The sequence below is a fragment of the Algivirga pacifica genome (genome assembly GCF_039543525.1).
Lineage (GTDB): Bacteria > Bacteroidota > Bacteroidia > Cytophagales > Flammeovirgaceae > Algivirga > Algivirga pacifica.
Genome location: NZ_BAABJX010000005.1, coordinates 85,505 through 107,538 on the forward strand (window position 1 = coordinate 85,505; position 22,034 = coordinate 107,538).

A 22,034-nucleotide genomic window follows, 5' to 3' on the forward strand; every position below is an offset into this window, starting at 1 on the left:
AAAATATCATAAATTTGGCCAGTAAACTCACGTGGCTTTAAACACTAAATTAAAGAAAACGAATGTTTAAGCATTACGAATTCTAACTTATACTTTTGTTATTGACTATGAGCAGAACTAAAACTAAGATCGCATTGGGGCTGAGCTTAATGCTGGCATCCTCATGTGCATTGATTAATGAAGAAGTAGTAATAGATAAGGATAATCTGGTGAAAGCACCCAATGATTTTCAAGCGGGGTTGCCTTTGCTGGATGGTATTATAAATATAGACGACTTTATCTCAGCAGGAGAAGGGTTGACAGTAGGTACAGATGATATCTATACTTTTGAGGAAACATCTTCGATGTCTTTATCCAATTTGGATGATGTAGCACAAGGGATGGGATTAGATTCCTTTGATGAGTTAGTCAATCTGGATTTCTCGGATTTAGCTATTTTTGATGAGATGGTGACCTATGAGGATATCGTTATGCAAATCAAGCCAGATCTAGAGGTTACTTTTCTTCCAAGTGGAGCAGCAAGTAATAATATTTCTGTAGTGATAGATCCTTATTTGCCAGAGAATATTGACCCATTTAATCCGCCATCATTTGATAATCCAGCAGCCTTTGAGTTTGAGGTGCCGTTGGCAGTGACTGAAAATTTGGTCTATGACTTGGGTATTGGATTAATAGACTTTACACAGGGAGGTATGTCAGTAGTGTTGGACGTACACAATGCTGATCTTTTTGAGGCAACAGTAAAGATCAATAATCTAAGATCAGAAGATGAAGCAGAGGTAGAAGAAGTGATTGCTCCCAAGGAGAAAATAAGTAATACGAAGGTAAGATATACAATACCTTTGAGTGGAAAGGTTTTCGACTTAGTGACAACAGGGGCTTCTTACCCTAAAGAACTGTTACCTAAGTTGACAATTACGGGAGCCACTACTCCTTATATGATTTCAGGGTTGGAATTAGCTCCTGAAAAAGAAATCTCTACGGTAAAGGTATTATTTAATCAGGATGCTGATATCAGTATCGATATTCCAGAGACTACGCAGGATTTTGCCTTGGATCTAGGCGCTATGGAAGGAGCAAGTATTACATTTAATCCAAACAATGAGGACTTAAAGATTGGAATGGACTTCCATAGTTCGTATGGAATTGATGTTTCTTTTGCTCCTAGTCTTAAAGCAACATTTAGCGATAATAGCGTTGAGACAATCTTCTTACAGCAAGAAAATGACTTGGGAGCTACAGAGAAGATTGAAGAAAGTGCCGTTATTAAAGGTGCAATGGAGGATGGTGCAATGGCAACGACTTCTGTGAGTATCTATGAGGTGGCTAATTTGTTGAATATCTCTCCTGAAAAGAAAATTTCTTCATTGGCATTAGGAGGTCAGATGAAGTTGATCAGTGCTGGGAAAGACTTATTAGCTGCAGGAACTGAGATTACGTTGGAAGTAGGTGATGAAGCGACAATGGAGCTGGCTGCAATCATCCCGATTGATGCTCGATTAGACGGGCTTACTTCTGAAATCGCCTTGGAAGATGGTTTTGCGTTGGATCAGAATATTAATGAAGAAAGTGAAGTGACCATGTCTATTGAGAGTAAGAGTGAGATTGCTCTTGATCTAGGAATGACCTTTGAAGTACAGACAGAAGAAGGAATACAAGTATATAGTCTAAATGAAGGTAAAGCAGTGATCGTAGGGGGAAGACCTACGGGGTATATGACTTCCTTTAAGTTGACCGCAGAAGAAATCAATGCGCTATTGAACAATCAGGGATTGACTGTAAAACTGACAGCTGAGTCATCTGATTTGGATGAGGATGGCATCAAGGAGTTTACCCAATTGAAAAAGGGAAGTTCCATTGAGCTGAAAGGCGGTATTTTGCTGCATGTGAAAAATGGAAGCAACGAGTAGTAATCACTGACATTATTAAGACTATAGAAACAATATCATGAAAACATATATTCTTAGAAGCCTGACACTTTCTTTGATGTTTTCCCTGGCAACTTTTACGGCATGGGGACAGGACATCTATTTCTTCAATGACTCTCACCACCAATCGCTTCATTTGAATCCTGCGAAGCGTTTGAACCATCGCTTTAATCTGGTGCTTCCTGCAGGTTATATGAGTACCAATGTGTATGGAAGTCATTCGTTTAATCAGATTTTCTCTGAAAACACTGAAACAGGAAAATATCAGATCGATTTGGATCAATTGTATGAGCAATCTACTGATGGTGCTTTTTCAGAGGTAGATTTTAGCTTTGAACTATTTGGTGCTTATTATAAGTCGGATAAGTATACGGCATTCTTATCGGTAAGAGAGAAGGTCTTCTCAGAAGTGGGTACTTCTCCAGAGTTGCTTGAGTTTATGGCAAAGGGACCTGCATCTAAGACGGACTATACATGGAACCTAGCTCCTGTTTTTGATCTTCAATACCTTAGAGAGGTGAAAATTGGAGGTTCTTATAAGGTCAATGACCGATTGAATATCGGTGGTGCGATTAACTATCAGCAAGGAGTACAATCGTTCAAGATTCAGGAAGAAGGAAACATTTCCGTGACACAAGGTGGTGCACCTAACTATCCAATCACTACATCTTCAGATTTAATTATTCTGACGACAACTTCTCTGGGAGATTTCGATACAGAAAACAATACGTACGAACTGGTAGAGAGCGATGAGATTATTAGTCAAGCAATTAGTCCTTCGAACAAAGGGTTTACCATTGATCTGGGAGCTACCTTTAAGCTAACAGACAAAATTAACTTGGAGACAAGTATCTTGAACCTGGGTACTGGTGTGGTTTGGAAAAACGATATTACAGGATATAAAGTAACTTTGGATAATGTAAGCTTTGAAGGTCTTGATCCAGCAGAACTGCAAGGAGATAATGCTGATTCTGAAAGTAGTACTTCTTTTGCTTCTGATAGTTTACTCTCTTATGAGAATATATCAGAAGGCGTAGAAGCGTATTATATTGGTCAACCTACGGTATGGAATATTGGAGGTAGCTATGAGCTATACAAGAACCTGACAGCAGGTGTGTTATTGACCAATAAATTCTATAATGATCGAGTGAATACTGGATTGGGAATTTACATTGATCAGGGTTTAGGTGATTTCCTAAATGTAGGCTTGGGATATAAAATCGATAGCTTTGGTAGCCAATTAGGCGCTTCTCTGGCATTGGGATTCCCTGGCTTCAAGTTGTATATGTCAGCTGATAATGCATTCGGCCCGATGATTGGTGGAGGTCTGGGTACCAAACGCTTGAATGTCAATACGGGTATGGCTATTCAAATAGGAAGAAGCAAAGAGCAACGCTATCCTGCCAAACTGAAATAAGGTATAGGAAGTCAGTTGAATCATGAAAGCGCAGTGTGCCTTGGCATATTGCGCTTTCTTTTTATTTTAAATGAAAAGTAATAAGTCCTTCCATAGGAGATACTTGAATGCGTTGTATGTCTATACCCATTGCTTCACCTTCCTCCCTTAAAAGATCCTGAAAGTAGAAAGCTACAGAACCGACAATATGAACGGGGAATATCACGCTATGTTCTGTTTCTTCATAAGTTTTGACAAAGTAGGAGAAGAATAGTCGGAAGTTTTCCCTGACCATTTTTTCGATGACCTCAACTTCAATATGTTTATAAATAAAGTGTGTAAAGGAAGCAAGAAAGCGATTGGGATAGGCTTTTCTATAGAGGTTGTTCAATATATCTACTTTTTGTAAGTGATATTCTTGATGAAAAGCATCTTCAACTTTTCGAGGCAATTGATGTGTTAATAGGAGGCCTATGAACTCTTTACCCAATACAGCTCCACTTCCCCAATCCCCAAGAATATACCCTATGGAGGGAACGGTTTTGATGATCTGAGTACCATCATAGAGACATGAGTTGGTCCCCGTTCCCATGATACAAGCGATGCCAGGGCGATCTAGGAATAACCCTCTGGCAGCTCCTAACATATCAGAAAATACTTCAATATGAGGAATTTCTAGTGCTTTAGATAGATGCGTTTTTACCCATTCAGCTTGTTTTTCAAGTCCACATCCCGCTCCATAGAAAAATAAGTGTTGTACCTCTTTCACAGAAGGTAGTGTTTCTTGCAGATAAGTTACAAAGGCTGTCGATTCCCAAAAGTAAGGGTTCAGTCCTTTGGTAGTGAATTCTTTAGTGATTTGTTTAGTTTTTGGGTCCAACACTACCCATTGGGTTTTGGTTGATCCACTGTCTGCTATCAGTATCATCGTTATTCGTAAAAGGGTAAAAAGGTGAATAGTTTGCTGGATGTACATGCAATAGATTATTGTGATCTATCCATCTCTAAAAGGTGTCACCCTATGGTGCTTTTATAACTTATAATAGTACTACAAGAAAGTAGAAAATACAAATGAACAAAAAAGGGATGTACGTGAACCGCACATCCCTTTTATATCAAGTATCAAAAGACTTTATTAAGAATTGCTTCCCGAGGTATTCTCAGTCTCGCCATCGTTACTTTCTGAAGGAGTAGTAGTATCTACTTTTTCAACTTCTTCTGCAACATTCTCTGGCTTTTCCGTGTATTCCTGATAAGTAGTTTTCTTGCTAAAAGGTCTTTCACCGATCAGTTTTACCAAATCATTTTGATAAAGGATCTCTTTATCCAGAAGCTGTTGTGCTAAGATCTCCAAAGCATCTTTATGCTTATTTAAGAGGTCTTTGGTGCGCTCATAAGCTTCGTCAATAAGCTTCTTAACCTCTTGGTCAATTTTCTCTGCAGTCGCTTCTGAGTAAGGCTTGGACATGTATTCTTGACGTTGTGGGTCATAGAATGAGATGTTTCCAATTTCCTTATTCATACCATAGATAGAGACAATGCTGTAAGCCATCTTGGTCGTGCGCTCCAAGTCACTTAATGCACCCGTTGAGATACGTCCGAAGATTAACTCTTCTGCCGCACGTCCACCTAGTGTCATGCAGATCTCATCGAGCATTTGCTCTGTCGTATGCAAGTACTGTTCTTTTGGTAAGTATTGTGCATACCCTAGGGCAGCTACACCACGAGGAACGATACTTACTTTTACCAATGGGTCTGCATGCTCCAGGAACCATCCTGCAACGGCATGTCCTGCCTCATGGTAAGCGACAATCTTTTTCTCGTCAGGAGAAATGATCTTATTCTTTTTCTCCAAACCACCGATCACACGGTCAACAGCAGCTTGGAAGTCATCCATATCTACTTTTTCCTTCCCATTACGGGCAGCAATCAAGGCTGCTTCGTTACATACGTTGGCAATCTCAGCACCAGCAAATCCCGGTGTTTGAGCGGCAAGTTCTTTAGGTTTTACACCATCAGCCAATTTGATCGGTTGTAAGTGTACCTTGAAGATTTGCTCACGACCAACGATGTCTGGTTTGTCCACACTAATCTGACGGTCAAAACGACCCGGTCTCATCAAGGCGTTGTCCAAGATATCCGGGCGGTTAGTGGCAGCCAAAAGGATCACACCTGAGTCTGTTCCAAAACCATCCATCTCCACCAATAGGGAGTTCAGGGTGTTTTCTCTTTCGTCATTAGAGCCTGGCATAGCGCCTTTTCCTCTAGAACGTCCAATCGCATCAATCTCATCAATAAAGATGATACAAGGTGCTTTTTCCTTTGCTTGCTTGAAAAGGTCACGTACACGAGCGGCACCTACCCCCACAAACATTTCCACGAAATCAGAACCTGACAAGCTGAAGAACGGTACACCTGCTTCTCCTGCAACGGCTTTAGCCAAAAGGGTCTTACCGGTACCTGGAGGGCCTACAAGTAATACTCCTTTAGGAATCTTGCCCCCTAGGTCAGTATACTTGCTTGGTTTTTTCAAGAAGTCAACCACTTCTTCTACTTCTTCTTTGGCTTCATCAAGCCCTGCCACATCCTTGAAGGTTACCTTCATGCGGTTGGCATCAAACATGGTCGCCTTGGACTTACCGATGTTAAAGATTTGTCCGCCAGCACCACCGCCAGCCATACGACGCATCAGGAACCAGAATCCGAAGATAAATAGGAATAGTACTCCCCAGCTGATCAACCAATCGAAAGGATTCTCTCTGGCTTCAGTTTTCAAACCTTTTACTTCCTGTCCTTTTGGAAGTTGTTCCTTTACTTCCTCAATCAGTTCATAAGGACGCTGATCGTTACCCACTTGAAGTACATAGTGAGGGCCACGGTTAACACCACTTAGTGGACCGGAGTTTTCCAGGTTGTGTTCCGCTTTCTTCAGGGCTTCATCTGTAAGCGTAATTTCTATGAATAATCGGTTTCTAACGAATACATGCTCTTTGACTTCTCCCTTTATAAGGAGTTCCTTGTATGTACCCTCATCGATCTCTACTGTAGTGGCTCCTTTGTTAAACCAAGACACGCCCAACACCACAATAATCAGGGCGATCAAAAGCCAAACCTGATATCCTCCTTTAGGTGTTGGTGTCTTTGGTGCATTATTATTGTTATTCGGATTCAACTTTGAGAAGTTTAATATTCAAAAAAAGGTAAATTTATGTGTTCTGTTACTAATTAGGCGAAACATATAATGACTAGGTCATTATTCCTTAAACAAGGGAATCTATGATATGTGACAAAAACCTATTAAAATATACTTGTTAACAATTAAACAAAACAAATATCATAGTGTTTTTTTAGTCTTTTTAATGCCCTATGTTATAGTAACTTCTTTTTATTCTGCTGTGTCGGCCTTGCCTAAATCAATGCGAGTAGTTTTGGCATCTCCCCAAAGGTCCTCCAAACCATAATGTTGACGTTTGTTTTCCACAAAAACATGGGCAACGACATCAATATAGTCCAAAAGGATCCACTCTTTTCTTTCCATTCCTTCTCGACGCCACGCTTTGGTTCCAGATTCCTTTAGGGTGGTTTCTTCGATACCATCGATGACTGCTGCAGCATGTCGGTCTGAAGTAGCTGAGCATACCACGAAGAAATCGGATACCGCATGCTTGATTTCTCTTAAATCCATCAATACGACATCTTTGGCTTTTTTATCCAACATCCCCTTAACTACCAACTCCGCTAATTGCTTAGAGCTTAGTTCCTTCTTGCTATCTTCCATTATTCTTGATGAAATTCTCCGTTTTCTATTTATATTTCCTGCGCTTTTTCACTGCCGGTCGGGCTTTGCATCCTATTGGAGTGAAGCATAGCTTTATTTTGTTCAATTACCATACAAAACTAATAATTAGTTGAATATTATCTGTTCCAATACACTTTTTGTCGGAAAAAAAGTCGTTTACCTGCCAACTTGTCTGTCTACCAATACCGAAGCTGTCAGTATGCTCCAAAAAGGACCTGTGATAGAAGGGACAATTATTTACACCCCAGAGCAAACGGCCGGTAGAGGACAAAGGGGAAATCAGTGGGAAGCCAAAGCCAATAAAAACCTGACATTTTCAATGATTCTTAAGCCGACTTTTCTACAGGCACAAGAGCAGTTTCAGTTGAATGTAGCGGTTTCATTAGGAATCATGGATTTTTTTCGGGAAGTGATTGGCTTATCCGTGAAGGTGAAATGGCCTAATGATATTTATGTGGAGGATCGCAAAATTTGTGGTATTCTGATTGAAAATTTCTTGCATGGAAACAGTATTAGCCACGCGATTATTGGAATAGGAATCAATGTCAATCAACAAGTGTTTGACCACCCCAAGGCCACCTCTATAGCACTTGAAGTAGGGAAGCAATATAAGCTAGAATCTTTGTTGGAAGAGATAGCACAGTACATTGAAGCACGTTACTTAAAACTCAAGAACCAAGGCTACCTTGCGTTGAAGACGGCTTATTTACAATCCTTGTACTGGTATCAGGAGGTGCATCAATTTGAACGATTGACGGAAGTAGGAAAAGGAACAATCTTTGAAGGAAGCATTTTGGGTATTGATACCCATGGGAAATTGATTTTGCAATCGGAAAAAGGATTAGAGACTTTTGGGTTAAAGGAGATTCGCTTTCACCAATAAAATCATAGCGTGTAGTTGGAATACCTATTTTGGAAGAAATTGACATTCTAAACATACTCTTAATATTAAAAAAAATATATTTGCACACCTGCGATGAACGTGGATCATCAATCATAGCATAAACCAGCAGGTCATGGTACTTCTCTGAGGAGAGATATTTTGAACTGCCTTAATTTTTTTGAAACTGATGGAAAATAATATTCTAGTCATAGCCGGAGAGCTGAATGTGAGGCCTCAACAGGTTGAAGCCACCGTAAAGCTATTGGATGAGGGAGCGACCGTTCCTTTTATTTCTCGTTACCGTAAAGAAGCGACCGGTAGCCTTGATGAAGTTGCAGTAGCAGCCGTTAGGGACCGAATGACACAGCTTAGAGAACTAGACAAGCGAAGAGAAAGTATTCTGAAGAGCATTGAGGAGCAAGGAAAACTAACGGATGAGCTGAAAAAGAAAATTGAAGCAGCCGATACCATGGCTGTTTTGGAAGATATCTACCTCCCTTATAAGCCTAAGCGTAAGACACGTGCTTCTGTAGCTAAGGAAAAAGGACTAGAGCCTTTAGCTGAAACGCTTTTCAATCAGGAAGATGTTTCTTTGGAGGAGTTGGCTAAGCCATTCCTTGATGAGGAGAAAGGAGTGAAAACAGTAGAGGAAGCATTGGCCGGAGCCAGAGATATCATTGCTGAAAAAGTGAATGAAGATCAGGAAGCTCGTAAGGCCGTTCGTCACTTGTTTGAAAAACAAGGGACCTTTAGTGCAAAAGTAATCCCTGGGAAAGAAGAAGAAGGAGCCAAGTATAAAGATTACTTCGAGTGGAGTGAGCCGATTGAGAAAGCACCATCGCATCGTATTCTGGCAATGAGAAGAGCGGAGAAAGAGATGATCATCTCTTTGGACTGTACGCCAGAGGAAGAGGAAGCGATCTATCGTTTGGAGGACCAGTTTGTACAAGGGCATTCCGAAGCAGCCCAACAAGTAAAACTGGCTGTAAGAGATTCTTACAAGCGTCTGATGAAACCTTCTTTGGAAACGGAAATCCGTATCAATAGCAAGAAGAGAGCAGACGAAGAAGCGATTCATGTATTTGCAGAAAACCTTAGACAATTGCTGTTGTCTGCCCCTCTAGGACAGAAAAATGTATTAGCGATTGACCCTGCCTACCGTACAGGTTGTAAAACGGTTGTATTGGACAAGCAAGGAAAGCTACTATATAATACGGTGATTTATCCTTTGGATCGAGTGGCACAAGCTACGGCTACTGTAAAGGATCTTTGCAAGCGTTATGATATTGAAGCGATTGCGATTGGTAATGGTACAGCAAGCCGTGAGACAGAGCGTTTTGTCAGGGGATTAAACCTTGCCGAAATTCAGGTGATCGTAGTGAACGAGAGTGGAGCATCAGTATATTCTGCTTCTGAGGTAGCAAGAGAGGAGTTCCCTGATTATGATGTGACGGTAAGAGGAGCCGTATCCATTGGCCGAAGATTGATGGACCCATTGGCAGAGCTGGTAAAGATCGATCCAAAGTCCATTGGTGTAGGACAGTATCAACATGATGTGGACCAGACCTTATTGAAAAACGGACTGGATGATGTAGTGGTAAGCTGTGTGAACAAAGTAGGGGTAGAGGTCAATACTGCTAGTAAGGAGTTGTTGACTTATGTTTCTGGTTTGGGAGCAACGATTGCCAAGAATATTGTAAACTACCGAAACGAGAATGGGCCATTCAAGTCCAGAACAGAATTGAAGAAAGTGGCTCGATTAGGTCCAAAGGCCTTTGAGCAGTCAGCAGGTTTCCTTCGTGTTCGTGGAAGTAAAAATCCTTTGGATCAAAGTGCAGTACACCCAGAGAGCTATACCATTGTACAGCAAATGGCGAAAGATCTAAACTGTACGGTGCAGGATTTGATGGATAAGCAAGAGCTTCGTGCGCAAATTGATCTGAAAAAATATGTCACCGATACCGTTGGTTTACCAACATTGACGGATATCCTTCAGGAATTGGCAAAACCGGGACGTGACCCTCGTGAGCAGTTTGAGACTTTTGAGTTTGCGGATGATGTAAACGAAATGGAAGATCTTAAGATTGGAATGAAGTTACCGGGTATTGTTACAAACATTACTAATTTTGGTGCTTTCGTTGATATTGGAGTGCATCAGGATGGGTTGGTACACGTGAGTGAATTGTCGGATGACTTTGTAGATGATCCTAACGAGGTTGTGAAAGTACAGCAGCAAGTAGAAGTGACAGTCTTGGAAGTGGATATTAGACGAAAGCGTATTTCTCTTTCCATGAAAACAGGTAAACCGTCACAACGTAAAGCGAAGCGAAAGCAGGAGCCACAGCGTGAAGCAGAGAAATCAATGGATGATATGTTGGCGATGTTGAAAGCCAAATTCAAATAATATAGTATGAAAACTGGGGAGGGATTGTCTTCCTCAGTTTTTTTTATTTGTAAAGCCGTTACATCTATTATCTTTACAAGTATTAAATTATAGTAAGTGTGTCATAGAAAGAGATAGCCCTTTCTATGACCTATTTAGCAAAATGTGATCATGAATAACCTTAAGGATAAAGCACTCGAAGCATTAAGTTATATACAAGAGAGAAGTCAACAGTTTACTCCTCAGTATGGTATCGTGTTGGGAACTGGTCTTGGTGGACTTGTAGAGGACGTAGAGATTCAGTATACGATTCCTTATGAGGAAATTCCATATTTTCCGGTATCTACGGTAGAGTCTCACTCAGGTAAGTTATTATTGGGAACATTGGCAGGAAAGTCAGTTGTTGTGATGCAAGGACGTTTCCATTATTATGAAGGCTACTCGATGCAGGAGGTGACTTTCCCTATCCGCGTATTGAAATTATTAGGTATTCAAAAGTTATTGATCTCTAATGCTGCAGGAGGCTTGAACCCATCTTATGCGATGAGTGATCTTATGGTGATTGAAGATCATATTAATTTGTGCTATGAAAATCCACTAACAGGAAAGAATATCGATGAGTGGGGAGATCGTTTTCCGGATATGTTCGCTCCTTATGATTCTGAGTTGATTGCTTTATCTCATCAAGTTGCTAAGGAACATAACATTACCTTGCAAGAAGGAGTTTATGCTTCTGTACCGGGACCAAATCTGGAAACTAGAGCAGAATACCGTTACCTCAGAATTATTGGAGGTGATGCTGTTGGGATGTCGACAGTTCCAGAAGTTATTGTGGCTAAACATATGAATCTTCCTGTATTTGCCGTTTCAGTGATAACGGACCTTTGTTCTCCTGATCACCTGAAGCCCGTAGTCATTAAAGAAATCTTGGAAGCAGCTCACAAAGCCGAGACGAAACTAAGAACTTTATTCCGAGCTATGATAAGTGCGGATAATTAATAATCTATTTTTTATATAATACGTTTTAACGCTGCCTACTCCAGCGTTAACTGTTGGTATTTCTAAAAGTTGAGTAGTTAAACCTATCAGTGCCATGAATGAACTTCAAACAATACTGGTCGCACTAGATCTTTCTGAGATGGACCTGAATCTGATTCGATATACGTTGAGGATATCGAAATCCATGGACATAAAAAAAATCATCTTATTGCACGTTGCTTCCGAAAACAGCCTGAAGAGAAGTAAAAAACAACATGATAAGATCTTGCAGCAAATGAAGGATACGGTTGCTCAGGCTTCCGAGAATGCAGCTGATCATTATGCGATTGCTTATGAAATTACAGAAGGGGAACCTGTCGCTCAGATTCAGCGTGTAAGTAAGGAGCAGTCTTGTGATATCATTGTGATAGGTAAGAAGAAAATCGGAGATGGTACTGGTACGAAAGCCCGTCGCCTGACGAGACGTTCTCTTTGCTCGGTATTGACCTTAACAGAAGTTCCTGCCTCTGGGGTAAATAAGATTTTATTGCCAATTGATTTCTATGAGATGTCTCAAAGAGCATTGAAGTCGGCAATTAACTTCTGCAGGAAGTCCAATGCTTCTTTAACTTGCTTGCATATTACGAAGTTACCAACGGGGTACCATACTTCAGGAAAAAGTCCAGAGGAATATGCGAATATTTTGAAGGAGCATGCTGAAAAACGTTTCCAGAACTTATTGAAGACTATGGATGCAGAGGACCTATCTATAGATTTTAGGGTTCACTTTGATCAGACGAACTCTAAAGGAGCCAAGATTATCTTTAATATAGCTTTGGTAGAGGATGCAGATATTATTGTTATGGGCTCCAGAGGTCGTTCAACAATAGCAGCAACCTTACTGGGAAGTACGACAGAGAAACTATTGGTGAATAACATAAGTATTCCTACCTTAGTTATCAAAAACAAGGAAAAGAACTTAGGCTTCTTTGAGGCTTTATTAAAAATATAGTTAAAGGATATGCTCTCCAAAAAAACAAAATATGCCCTTAGGGCACTGAAGCACCTTGCCAGTAAATATGGGGAAGGGCCTGTGCTGATCAGTGAAATTGCCAATTCAGAACATATCTCACAGAAGTTTCTGGAGAGTATATTATTGGAATTGCGAAAGGGGCGTATTCTGGGAAGTAAAAAAGGAAAGGGTGGAGGTTACTACCTGATTAAGGAACCGAAAGATGTACCCTTATCTGAAATCCTTCGCAAGATCGAAGGGCCTATAGCCTTATTGCCTTGTGTGAGCCTTAACTACTATGAGCCTTGTGACGATTGTCAGGATGAGGTAAACTGTACGCTTAAAAGGGTAATGATAGAGGTAAGGGATGAGACCTTGAAGATTCTGGAGAATAAGACGGTGGCAGACCTGCTTGAAAAACAGTAGTTGTTGAATCGTTGATTCGTTGAATTGAGCTTCGCTCCATTACATGGCGTCTTGATTCGAGTTGATATGTTGTATGAGTATCAGTACATATTTCAATCAACAGTTCAACTCAAATCAACTCACCGAAGGTGAAATTCAACGATTCAACAAGCAGCGTAAGCTGCCTCAACAATTTACCTTAAGGAAGAGATAAATAAAAAAGACCGAGGAAAATCCTCGGTCTTTTTTCATAATTACTTCAGAAATATGTACTCTCTTATTGCTTGATTAATTTTTGTACTTGTCGGCTGTTTCCAGCTTGTACGCTCATTAGGTAAACACCGGAAGATAATTTGCTGCCATCAATGGCGATGCTTTGCATTCCTTTGTCCAGTGACTTCTGTATACGTTTTACGATACTGCCTTGTAGGTTGTAAAGTACTACGCTTACTTCCGTTTGCTGTGAAAGGTTCAGCTGTACCTGTGTTTGTTCACTGAATGGGTTCGGGTAGAACTTCACATCCAATTGAGGAGATACAATTTGCTGTTCTGCAAAACGGGCACTACCATAAAGGGCATTATTCATGGCTGTCAGTAGTGATTTAGATGGGTCAGTCACATCAAATGTAAGCTCCCAAATAATCGTTCCTTGCAGGCCATTGTTTTTGGCATAAGTTACCTTAGCGGCAGCCCCCTTAGGTGTTTCATAGTAGATCTTTCTACCGTCCTCAGCTCCTACAAATCCATTCAGTTGGTTTGGATCGTTTGGATCATAAGACGTAGCAGCATCAGGGTAAAGGCTAAGGATCTCATCATACCCTATAAAGTAGAATCCATTAGTGCCTTGTCCAGCATCTTTCTTGCTTAGGGATAGGTCATATCCATAGAATGGAACGCCAATTGCCAGTTTGTTCTTCGCTACTCCGTGTCCAGACCCTTGCCATGTCGCCCAGTCTCCACTCCAGTATTCCAAGGCAACCTCAGAAGAGTAGATAGGGTTGTCAGCAGAAGCTTTGTCGTAAAGGCTATTGTCTACGGTATACAGGGAAGCGTGAGGACCGATTGGAGAATCATCCCATGAGCCTGTGAAGTCATACGTCATCAGGCCGATATAGTCTAAGTAAGCGGCTACATCTGCATCATAGTTGTTACCGTACCAAGGCGTAGCAAATAGCGCTGCAGAAAGCAATAAGTCAGGGCGTTTTGCTCTTAGCTTTTTCGCTAGAAGTGTCATGCCGTAAGCGGCAGGGTGTGCCCCTTGATCTACGTTCTCATTCCATTTGTCAATACCTCTTTTTCTACCTCCTTGCTCAGCTGTTCCTGGGATAGCAGGGTCTTGCCACCAACATTCTAGGTCAAGGTCGATACCGTCCAGGTTATATTGATCAACAAAGTCGATCAAGTCATCAGCAAGTACGTCAATCATGGCAGGGTTGTCTCTGTATTGCTCCATTAGTTTTAGGAAGCCGTAGTCAATTGCTCCACCGACAGCGATGGATACCGTAGCGCCTTGTGCATGTGCTTTAGCTTCGATGATAGGCAACAAAGAATCCAATAGGTGTAGTTCTTTAGGATCGTAATTACCTGTAGCGAAGTCAGCGTCAGTATACGCTGCACCAGCTTTCATCTCGTACATCAGGAAGGCAACATTAACGTGAGTAACTTTGCTGTAATCCAAGTCTCCAGGGCTTCCTTTCCAAGTAGGAACATATCCAACGATACGTTGTGCGCCTGTAGGGGCAGGAGCGAACGGCCCGGTTAGGTTGATACTACCGTCAGGATTGATGTCATTCACTGAGCTTTGCGTAAACAACAATGTTTTGTTGGCTGTAACTGTATTTCCTTGAGCATCGGTTGCAGAGACAGCTACTAGGTAAGAACCGTAAGCGGCAGGAGTGAAGTTCACTAGATTTCCGTTACTTGTTTGTCCATCAACAGTGATATTCACGTCACTTACCGTACCGTTTTCATCTGTAGCACTTACTTCAACCTGTACGGTAGTTAGTGCCGTATAAGTGTCTCCACTAGGCTGAAGGAAAGTGATTACAGGAACTTCATCACCTAGACCTCCTTTTCCACAAACTTCTCCAGTTGACTCCCAAGGGTCTCCAGCCGTTGGCAGGACTCCTTTGTTGGCATACCATTTAGCCTGATAGATGTCTCCATTGTAATTGACTTTCGTACCTTGTGTATAGTCCAGGCTGCTGTCCCAGTCAGCGTAAGGACACTCAACTGTTGATCCTTGTTCAGCAACGGTAACACTTGCTTGGTCTGTTGCAGTTAGGCCATCGTTGTCTGTAGCAGTTACTACAATCACGTAGTTTCCAAAGGCAGTTGCCGTGTAGTCACCTTCTGTAGCACTTTCTCCATTTACGGTGTAAGTGATAGAAGCAATCGTACCATCTTCGTCATTAGCGGTAGCACCAATGCTGAAAGTATAAGGAAGGCTTTCTACGTTCACGGTACCGCTTACTGAGGTCGATAGTGTAACCGTTGGAGCTTTTGGTTGTGGCGCTAGAAGTGTTACCGTAACCTGATCCGTAGCAGTCATTCCGTCATTGTCGGTTGCAGTAGCTATAACAACATAGTCTCCATAAGTATCTGCCTGGAAATCTCCGGCTGCAGCATCTACACCGTTGACTGTGTAAGTCAAAGAAGTCACAGTACCATCGCTATCTGAAGCAGTTGCCGCCAATGATAAGGTATATGGAAGGTTAGCTGTTTCGACAGTACCCTCTGCAGGAGAAGTAAGGCTTACGGTAGGGCCAACCGGACCGGATTGACAAGGTCCTAGAGGTTTCCACCAATGGTCAGCAGCACCAGGTGTTACATTGTAAAGGTTGTTTACTTGTGCCTCATACAACATACCATTATAACTTACCTGATCACCTGAGTTGTAGATCGTAGGATATCCTTCATATTCTGGAGCATCACAACCACCTGTTTGTACAGGCTCAGTAAGTGTTACTGTTGCTTGATCTGTAGCAGTCATTCCGTCATTGTCAGTAGCGGTTACGACAATGACATAATCTCCGTAAGCAGCCGCTGTATAGTCTCCATCGGTAGCGTCTACACCATTTACAGTATAAGTAATGGAAGTAATGCTACCATCTGTATCCGTTGCTGAAGCGTCAAGTGTCAAGGTATACGGAAGACTACTTACTTCCATGCTTCCTGTAGCTGGAGAAGTTAGGGATACTGTTGGAGGTGTACCTGCTTGAGGTGCTGTCACCGTAATGGTTGCTGCATCGGTAGCGGTCAGTCCATCACTGTCTGTAGCTGTTACTTCGATGTTGTAGGCTCCGTAAGATGTAATCTCATATGATCCTTCAGGTACTTCAGTGCCATTTACCGTATAGACTACTGATGCAATCGTTCCATCCGTATCCGTAGCTTCTGATGCTAGCGTAATGCTGTATGGCAGTGTTTCCACTTCTACGCTGCCTGTAGCTGGAGATGTAAGGCTTACAGAAGGAGCAACAGGGTCAATCGTTCCATCATCCTCGCAAGGTCCTAGTGGTTTCCACCAGTGATCTGCAGTACCTGGCGTTACATTGTAAAGGTTGTTGACCTGAGCTTCGTAAAGTGAACCATTGTAGCTTACTACATCACCTGAATTATAAATGCTAGGGTACCCTTCGTATGCAGGAGCATCGCAACCAGGTTGAACCACTACCACTTCCTCTTCTACGGTTACAGAGATTGTAGCCATAGCGGAAGCGCCTTCATTATCTACTACATAAGCAGAGATGGTATAGGCACCGAATGTAGAAGGCGTCCAGCTTGCTGTGCTACCTTCAAATACCTGACCGTTTACTTCTATACGTACCGTATCAATAGTTCCATCGGTATCGTTGGCATCTACGCTAATGCTGATAGCTCCAAGACTTTCTTGTGTAATCACGGCTTGATCAGCAGGAGCAGTAATGCTTACGGTAGGCGCAACGTTTGGTACTGTAGGATCTATCACGTTCACTTTAGCAGTACGTGTTGTACTCTTTCCTTGGTCATCCGTTGCAGTAACTTCGATTGCTTGCTCTCCATAAGCAGAAGGTGTAAATGTCGCACTGTATACATCACCCGAAACCGAAGGAGTAACAGCCGTGCCATTCACTGAAATGGTAACATTGGCAATAGCGACATCATCAGTAATGGTAGCACTGAAGCTAATCGCTTCCAAGCTTTCTTGCTCTACAGAAGTCGGGGCCGATATACTAACTACAGGAGCAGGGTTAACAGGGCCTGCGTTTTCAGCAAATACCTTGTTGACTACGTGTGCTAGCTCTGGCTTGGTATCCGGGCAGTAAGGATAGGTACCTACTTTACTTGTTTCAGGACCTACTTTCCAGTCTGTGAATACTTCCCAGATAATCACACCACCTGCGTTATTGTCTGTAATGTACTCGGATTTTAGTTTAATAGATTCCTCATCGTCATAACTAGTGAAATAATGGAATCCATTTTCAGATTTCGTCATATAAGGAACTTTGGCAATATCGTCCCAGTGACGAGTCCATCCACCTCCAGCAAGGGCATCTCTAATTTGCGTGTAATAAGGAGATCCTTCTGTTGCTGTCCAGTTGTTCATGTCAGCTGCTGACATTACAGGACCATCTACAGAGAAACTTACTTGTTTCTTAACAGTAGGAGCATTGACTCCTGGAGTGCTTTCCGTGATAACACCACGACCATAGAAGGCCATACCCATGTTGACTTTTTCGGAGTTGATACCCAAAGAGTCTACCATATAAGAGAATGTGGTATGCCATGAGAAGTCTCCCCATTCCTCACCAGGGTATGGATATAGAGGAGAGTTGTGTCCTGCGATATTGGACCACCCACCATGGAAGTCATAACTCATCATATTATAGTAGTCCATTACTTTATCCAGCTCTTCCCATTCTAGGTCTTTCAGCTTGGAAGGTACTGCACTAAAGGCAGCAGTAACCAAACGATCTGGACCAATGGCTTCACGGATTTCCTGCATTAGTACTGTGAAATTGTGATAATCTGCTTCAGTACCAGTAAAGTTCATACCTGAGAATGGTCCCGGGTATTCCCAGTCAATGTCGATACCATCAAAGCCGTAATCTTCAACCAAAGTGATACAGTCTTGAATGAAACGAGCTCTCTTGATTGGATCAGCAGCCATTTCAGGGAAGTGCTTACACATGGACCATCCACCGATGGAAGCCATAACCTTAACACCATTGTCATGTGCCAATTTAATCATACTAGGCTGTACATACTCTACCAAAGGCCACTGTCCTGTTTCACCAGAAGCGGGTTTTACCCACCCCAGATAAGCACCGTTTGGATTCGGTTCATAGCCCAGGTCATATAGGATGTCATCCCATCCCCAGAATTCTTGAGGCACTCCTAATACCATCGCCTGATCATGGCTACTGTAAGGGTCTGGGTGAAGTAGATCGTCAGGTTGCTGGATTTGCCCATCCTGATAGATCTGTTTATTTCTAAGGTCTCCACTGTGCATGGAGCCATCAACTGCTACCCCAAAGAAAGAGAAGTTTAGAATGGTGTACTGGGAGTAATCAATATTGTAGTGATTGTAGGCTCCCTTAGGAATGTTGAAGTCCTGTCCTTTCCAGGCATCCCAGTTAGGGACATACCCGATGATTTGTTTTTCATGATCTGCTGTAGAATACGGGCTACCCGAGTTGATTTGTGCTTCTGCTCCTATTAGGGAGAATAGCATCAATAAAGCGGTAAAAGCCCCACTCCACCATGTGTTGTTTTTCATTTTCATTTTAAGGAATGGTAAAATAAATATGTGAATAATAAAGTGGCAGGCGAGAAAACATTACGCAACGATTGGGATGGTTGATGTTACTGCCACTTGTTGTTTGTTCACACAATCTACGATGCTAAAAAACAGCTGTACAAATGTTAACGGGGTACAATTAGGGATACCTGTTATGAATAAATCACTGAAAAAAGGGGGTACAAATAAGGGGATACAGTGACCTTTAAATACCTTATTTTCCCCCTAAGAAAGGTGTTACGTAGAAAAAAATAGGGGATACACCCCCAAATACAGGTTAAGGAGCTGTTAAAACGCTATTAATTCATTTAACTCAGGTTTTTATTTTGAAAATTTACTTTATTGCAGAATAAGGTGTTGTACTGTTTGATTATTATTTTATATTATTTTTATACACACCTTGTCTTTACCAAATGCCGATAACAACATGCTTCTCAAACAATCATTTCTAGTAGGGATTTTATCGATTCTGACTTCTTTTACATATGCGCAATATGCCCAACTCAAAAAGTTAACAGCAACAGATGGGTTGAGCCAAAATGATATTTATTGCATTGCCCAAGATTATCAAGGTTTCATATGGCTGGGGACAGATGATGGACTTAATCGTTATGATGGGTATGAAATGGAAACCTATAAAAAAGGGAGTGAGCCAGGTACCTTGAGTTTTAATGCTGTAAGGGTATTGTTGGAAGACAGCAAGAAACGGTTGTGGATAGGTACTCATGCTGGGTTGAATCGCTACAATCGAGAGAAAGATACTTTTGTAGTCTATAATAACTTTGAGGATAGCTTACAACATGACATCAGAGCTATTATGGAAGATCAACAGGGGGCTGTGTGGGTTGGTACAGTAAGTGGTGGTTTATTTTACTATGAAGAGGAGTCTGATACCTTTCAGTCTGTTACGGAGGTATTTCAAGGAAATGCCATTCAAGCATTGAGTATAGGGAATAATGGAGAGGTTTGGGTAGGGACAAGTGCAGGTATTTATCAGTACAAAAATGGAGAAGCAAAGTTGATAGGATTACCTGAACTAGAAGTACGTAGTTTACAAATGGATGGAGACAAGTTGTGGATCGGTACTTATTTGAATGGGTTATACCAGTATGATATGAAGCATAAAAAGCTTCAAAAGAAGTTAGTAGAGGTAATTGGAGGAAGAGGTTCAGTGCTTTCCTTAATGATTGACCGAAGTGGTTTGTTGTGGATAGGAATGGAGCAGGAAGGAGTATTTATCTGGAATAGAAAGCAAAAGCGGCAAGAACGCTTAGGGTTTTCCAGTAGCCGTATGGATACGAAAGCCCTGCTAAGTTTGATGGAAGACCGGGAAGGGAATATCTGGATTGGGGCGTTCGCTAGTGGAGCATTTATTTACAATCCTCAGGAACGCTTTCAGTTATTGACACAAGAATGCTTTCATTCTTCGACCATTTCAGGGAAAAATATTACAGCACTCTATGAAAGTAAGAATGACGATTGGTGGATTGGAACGGATGGAGAGGGTTTGGATCGTTTTCGTCCTGATATGATGTCTTTTACTAATTATCGTTTTAGCTCTTCAGACCCAAATACATTGGGTAGTAATAATATCTTGTCATTGGATGAAGATGCTCAAGGAAATATTTGGGTGGGAACGTATGGAGGTGGGTTAGCTCATTTAGAGGTTGCTACTGGCAAGATTACACGCTATCAGTATGCGGCAGGAAATACCAATAGTATTGTAGATGATAATGTATGGGAGGTTTTGGTAGATCAGGAAGGTAAAGTGTGGGCCGGAACGGATAAAGGAATCTCTGTTTTTGATCCAAAGAATAAATACTTTGAACATTATACGGCCGATGATCGAGAGGGGACATTAAGTAACGGAGAGATACGCTCCATCTATGAGGATGTGAGGGGAGATATTTGGATAGGAACGTTTTATGGGCTGAATCGATTTGACCGAAAAACCAAACGCTTTGAGGTGTATCACCTGCCTATTTTTAATAATAATACGTCTAAGGGAATATTGTGTATTACTGAGGATAATGCGCTGAACTTATGGGTAGGAACTTTTGGGGGAGGAGTATTTCGCTTTAACCGAACGACCCGAAAGTTTGAGTCTTTTTCTGATGAAGAAGGATTACCCAATAATATGGTATATAGTATCGTGGAGGACGATGCACATCATTTGTGGATGGGAACAGGCAGGGGAGTAATGGACTTTAATCCAATGACGATGGAACATAGTGCTTTTACAGAGGAGGATGGTCTGCAAAGTGGACGTTTCAATCGAAATGCAGCAGTGAAATTAAAGGATGGGCGTTTACTATTTGGAGGAGTGGAAGGTGTCAATATTATTGATCCTTCAGACGAACCGCAAGGAAATGTTACTCCAGAGGTGCAATTGACCAAGTTGAAGGTGTTTAATCAGGAAGTAGGTATCGGGGGAGAGGAAACCACATTACCAAGACAGTTGACTCAAATGGAGAAGATTGTTTTGAAGCCAGAAGAGAAAGCATTCTCGATTACCTATTCGGCAATGAACTATCTTTATAACGATAAAATGCGCTATGCTTATCGTCTAAAAGGCTTTGATAAGCAATGGAACTATGTAGGCAACCAACGTACTGCATCTTATACGAACTTGGCACCAGGTACTTATACTTTAGAAGTAAAAGCGACTATAGATACAAGAAATTGGCCAGATAAGGTAAAGACCATCAGAGTAGTGGTTGAGCCATTTTTTTGGCAGACACCTTGGTTTGCAGGCCTGGTGATTGGTATTGTGATTATAACACTCTTTTCTTTTTACCGTTGGAAGTTGGGGGTGGAAAGAAGACAACAGCAGCGTCTTAATCGATTGGTAAAGCAACGTACCGAAGAGTTGGAAGAAGAGAAGAGAAAAGCGATACGAAAAGGAAAGTTGCTACTGGCGGCAGAGCAAGAAAATAGAGAATTGGTACAGAGTCAGTTAGAGGAGCAACTCTCATTCCGTGAAAAAGAATTGATGACACATACCTTACACACCATTCACAAAAATGAACTATTGAAGCGCTTAAGGGATGCATTGAAACAGATGGAACGAAAACAGGAAACAGCAAGGAGTGCTTTAAAGGGCTTGATAGGACAGATTGATGATAGTTTTCAGTTGGATAAGGATTGGGAGCAGTTTAATGTCTTGTTTAGTGAGGTACACAAGAACTTTATTAAGGCTTTGAAAACGCAGTTTCCTGACTTGACAGAGACTAATTTAAGGCTTTGCTATTTGTATAGAATGCAGCTTTCTTCTAAGGATATTGCCGTGACATTGGGGATTTCTATTAACAGCGTCAAGGTTGCCCGACACCGTTTGAGAAAAAAACTAGGACTTTCGCAGGATGAAAGTCTACGTCAGTTTTTGCAAGAGTTGTCGGCAGAAGAAGTCTATGAATAAAAAATGAAGGGCGATCCTTGTGGTCGCCCTGACGCAGGAATAAAGGATGA

At 41.6% G+C, this 22,034-nt stretch carries 12 protein-coding genes; 8 read left to right on the forward strand and 4 right to left on the reverse strand.

Annotated features, from left to right (window positions below):
• Positions 1-107: 107 nt before the first annotated feature.
• The gene (locus ABD985_RS01350) at positions 108-1,910 is read left to right on the forward strand and encodes a hypothetical protein (RefSeq protein WP_345368619.1); all 1,803 of its coding nucleotides are present in this window, start codon (positions 108-110) and stop codon (positions 1,908-1,910) included.
• Positions 1,911-1,947: 37 nt separating this feature from the next.
• Positions 1,948-3,345 (forward strand): DUF5723 family protein, encoded by a 1,398-nt coding sequence (locus ABD985_RS01355; RefSeq protein ID WP_345368620.1) that lies wholly within the window; start codon positions 1,948-1,950, stop codon positions 3,343-3,345.
• A 61-nt stretch (positions 3,346-3,406) separates the two neighbouring features.
• On the opposite strand, the gene ABD985_RS01360 is transcribed toward ABD985_RS01355, so the two are convergent.
• The 3 genes from ABD985_RS01360 to rsfS form a co-directional block, all read right to left on the reverse strand.
• Positions 3,407-4,252: an N-acetylglucosamine kinase gene (locus ABD985_RS01360; protein ID WP_345368621.1), complete on the reverse strand. Its 846-nt coding sequence runs from the start codon at positions 4,250-4,252 to the stop codon at positions 3,407-3,409.
• A 207-nt stretch (positions 4,253-4,459) separates the two neighbouring features.
• Positions 4,460-6,496 carry an ATP-dependent zinc metalloprotease FtsH gene (ftsH, locus tag ABD985_RS01365; protein ID WP_345368622.1) on the reverse strand — a complete coding sequence of 679 codons (2,037 nt, stop codon included), beginning with the start codon at positions 6,494-6,496 and terminating at the stop codon, positions 4,460-4,462.
• A 213-nt stretch (positions 6,497-6,709) separates the two neighbouring features.
• Complete coding sequence (gene rsfS, locus ABD985_RS01370; RefSeq protein WP_345368623.1) at positions 6,710-7,102, reverse strand: ribosome silencing factor; 393 nt, start codon at positions 7,100-7,102, stop codon at positions 6,710-6,712.
• Between the two features lie 130 nt (positions 7,103-7,232).
• On the opposite strand from rsfS, the gene ABD985_RS01375 reads away from it, so the two are divergent.
• The 5 genes from ABD985_RS01375 (at position 7,233) to ABD985_RS01395 (ending at position 12,805) form a co-directional block, all read left to right on the forward strand.
• Positions 7,233-8,006, forward strand: a complete 774-nt coding sequence (locus ABD985_RS01375) for a biotin--[acetyl-CoA-carboxylase] ligase (protein WP_345368624.1) — start codon at positions 7,233-7,235, stop codon at positions 8,004-8,006.
• Between the two features lie 187 nt (positions 8,007-8,193).
• Positions 8,194-10,410: a Tex family protein gene (locus ABD985_RS01380; RefSeq protein WP_345368625.1), complete on the forward strand. Its 2,217-nt coding sequence runs from the start codon at positions 8,194-8,196 to the stop codon at positions 10,408-10,410.
• A 150-nt stretch (positions 10,411-10,560) separates the two neighbouring features.
• A complete protein-coding gene (locus ABD985_RS01385; RefSeq protein WP_345368626.1) occupies positions 10,561-11,388 on the forward strand; it encodes a purine-nucleoside phosphorylase in 828 nt (275 codons plus the stop codon).
• A gap of 94 nt (positions 11,389-11,482) precedes the next feature.
• Positions 11,483-12,379, forward strand: a complete 897-nt coding sequence (locus ABD985_RS01390; protein ID WP_345368627.1) for a universal stress protein — start codon at positions 11,483-11,485, stop codon at positions 12,377-12,379.
• Positions 12,380-12,388: 9 nt separating this feature from the next.
• Positions 12,389-12,805 (forward strand): RrF2 family transcriptional regulator, encoded by a 417-nt coding sequence (locus tag ABD985_RS01395; RefSeq protein WP_345368628.1) that lies wholly within the window; start codon positions 12,389-12,391, stop codon positions 12,803-12,805.
• Between the two features lie 256 nt (positions 12,806-13,061).
• On the opposite strand, the gene ABD985_RS01400 is transcribed toward ABD985_RS01395, so the two are convergent.
• Positions 13,062-18,545: a glycosyl hydrolase family 18 protein gene (locus tag ABD985_RS01400; protein ID WP_345368629.1), complete on the reverse strand. Its 5,484-nt coding sequence runs from the start codon at positions 18,543-18,545 to the stop codon at positions 13,062-13,064.
• Between the two features lie 448 nt (positions 18,546-18,993).
• Between ABD985_RS01400 and ABD985_RS01405 the strand changes: the two genes are divergently transcribed.
• Positions 18,994-21,984 (forward strand): ligand-binding sensor domain-containing protein, encoded by a 2,991-nt coding sequence (locus ABD985_RS01405; protein ID WP_345368630.1) that lies wholly within the window; start codon positions 18,994-18,996, stop codon positions 21,982-21,984.
• Positions 21,985-22,034: the final 50 nt, after the last annotated feature.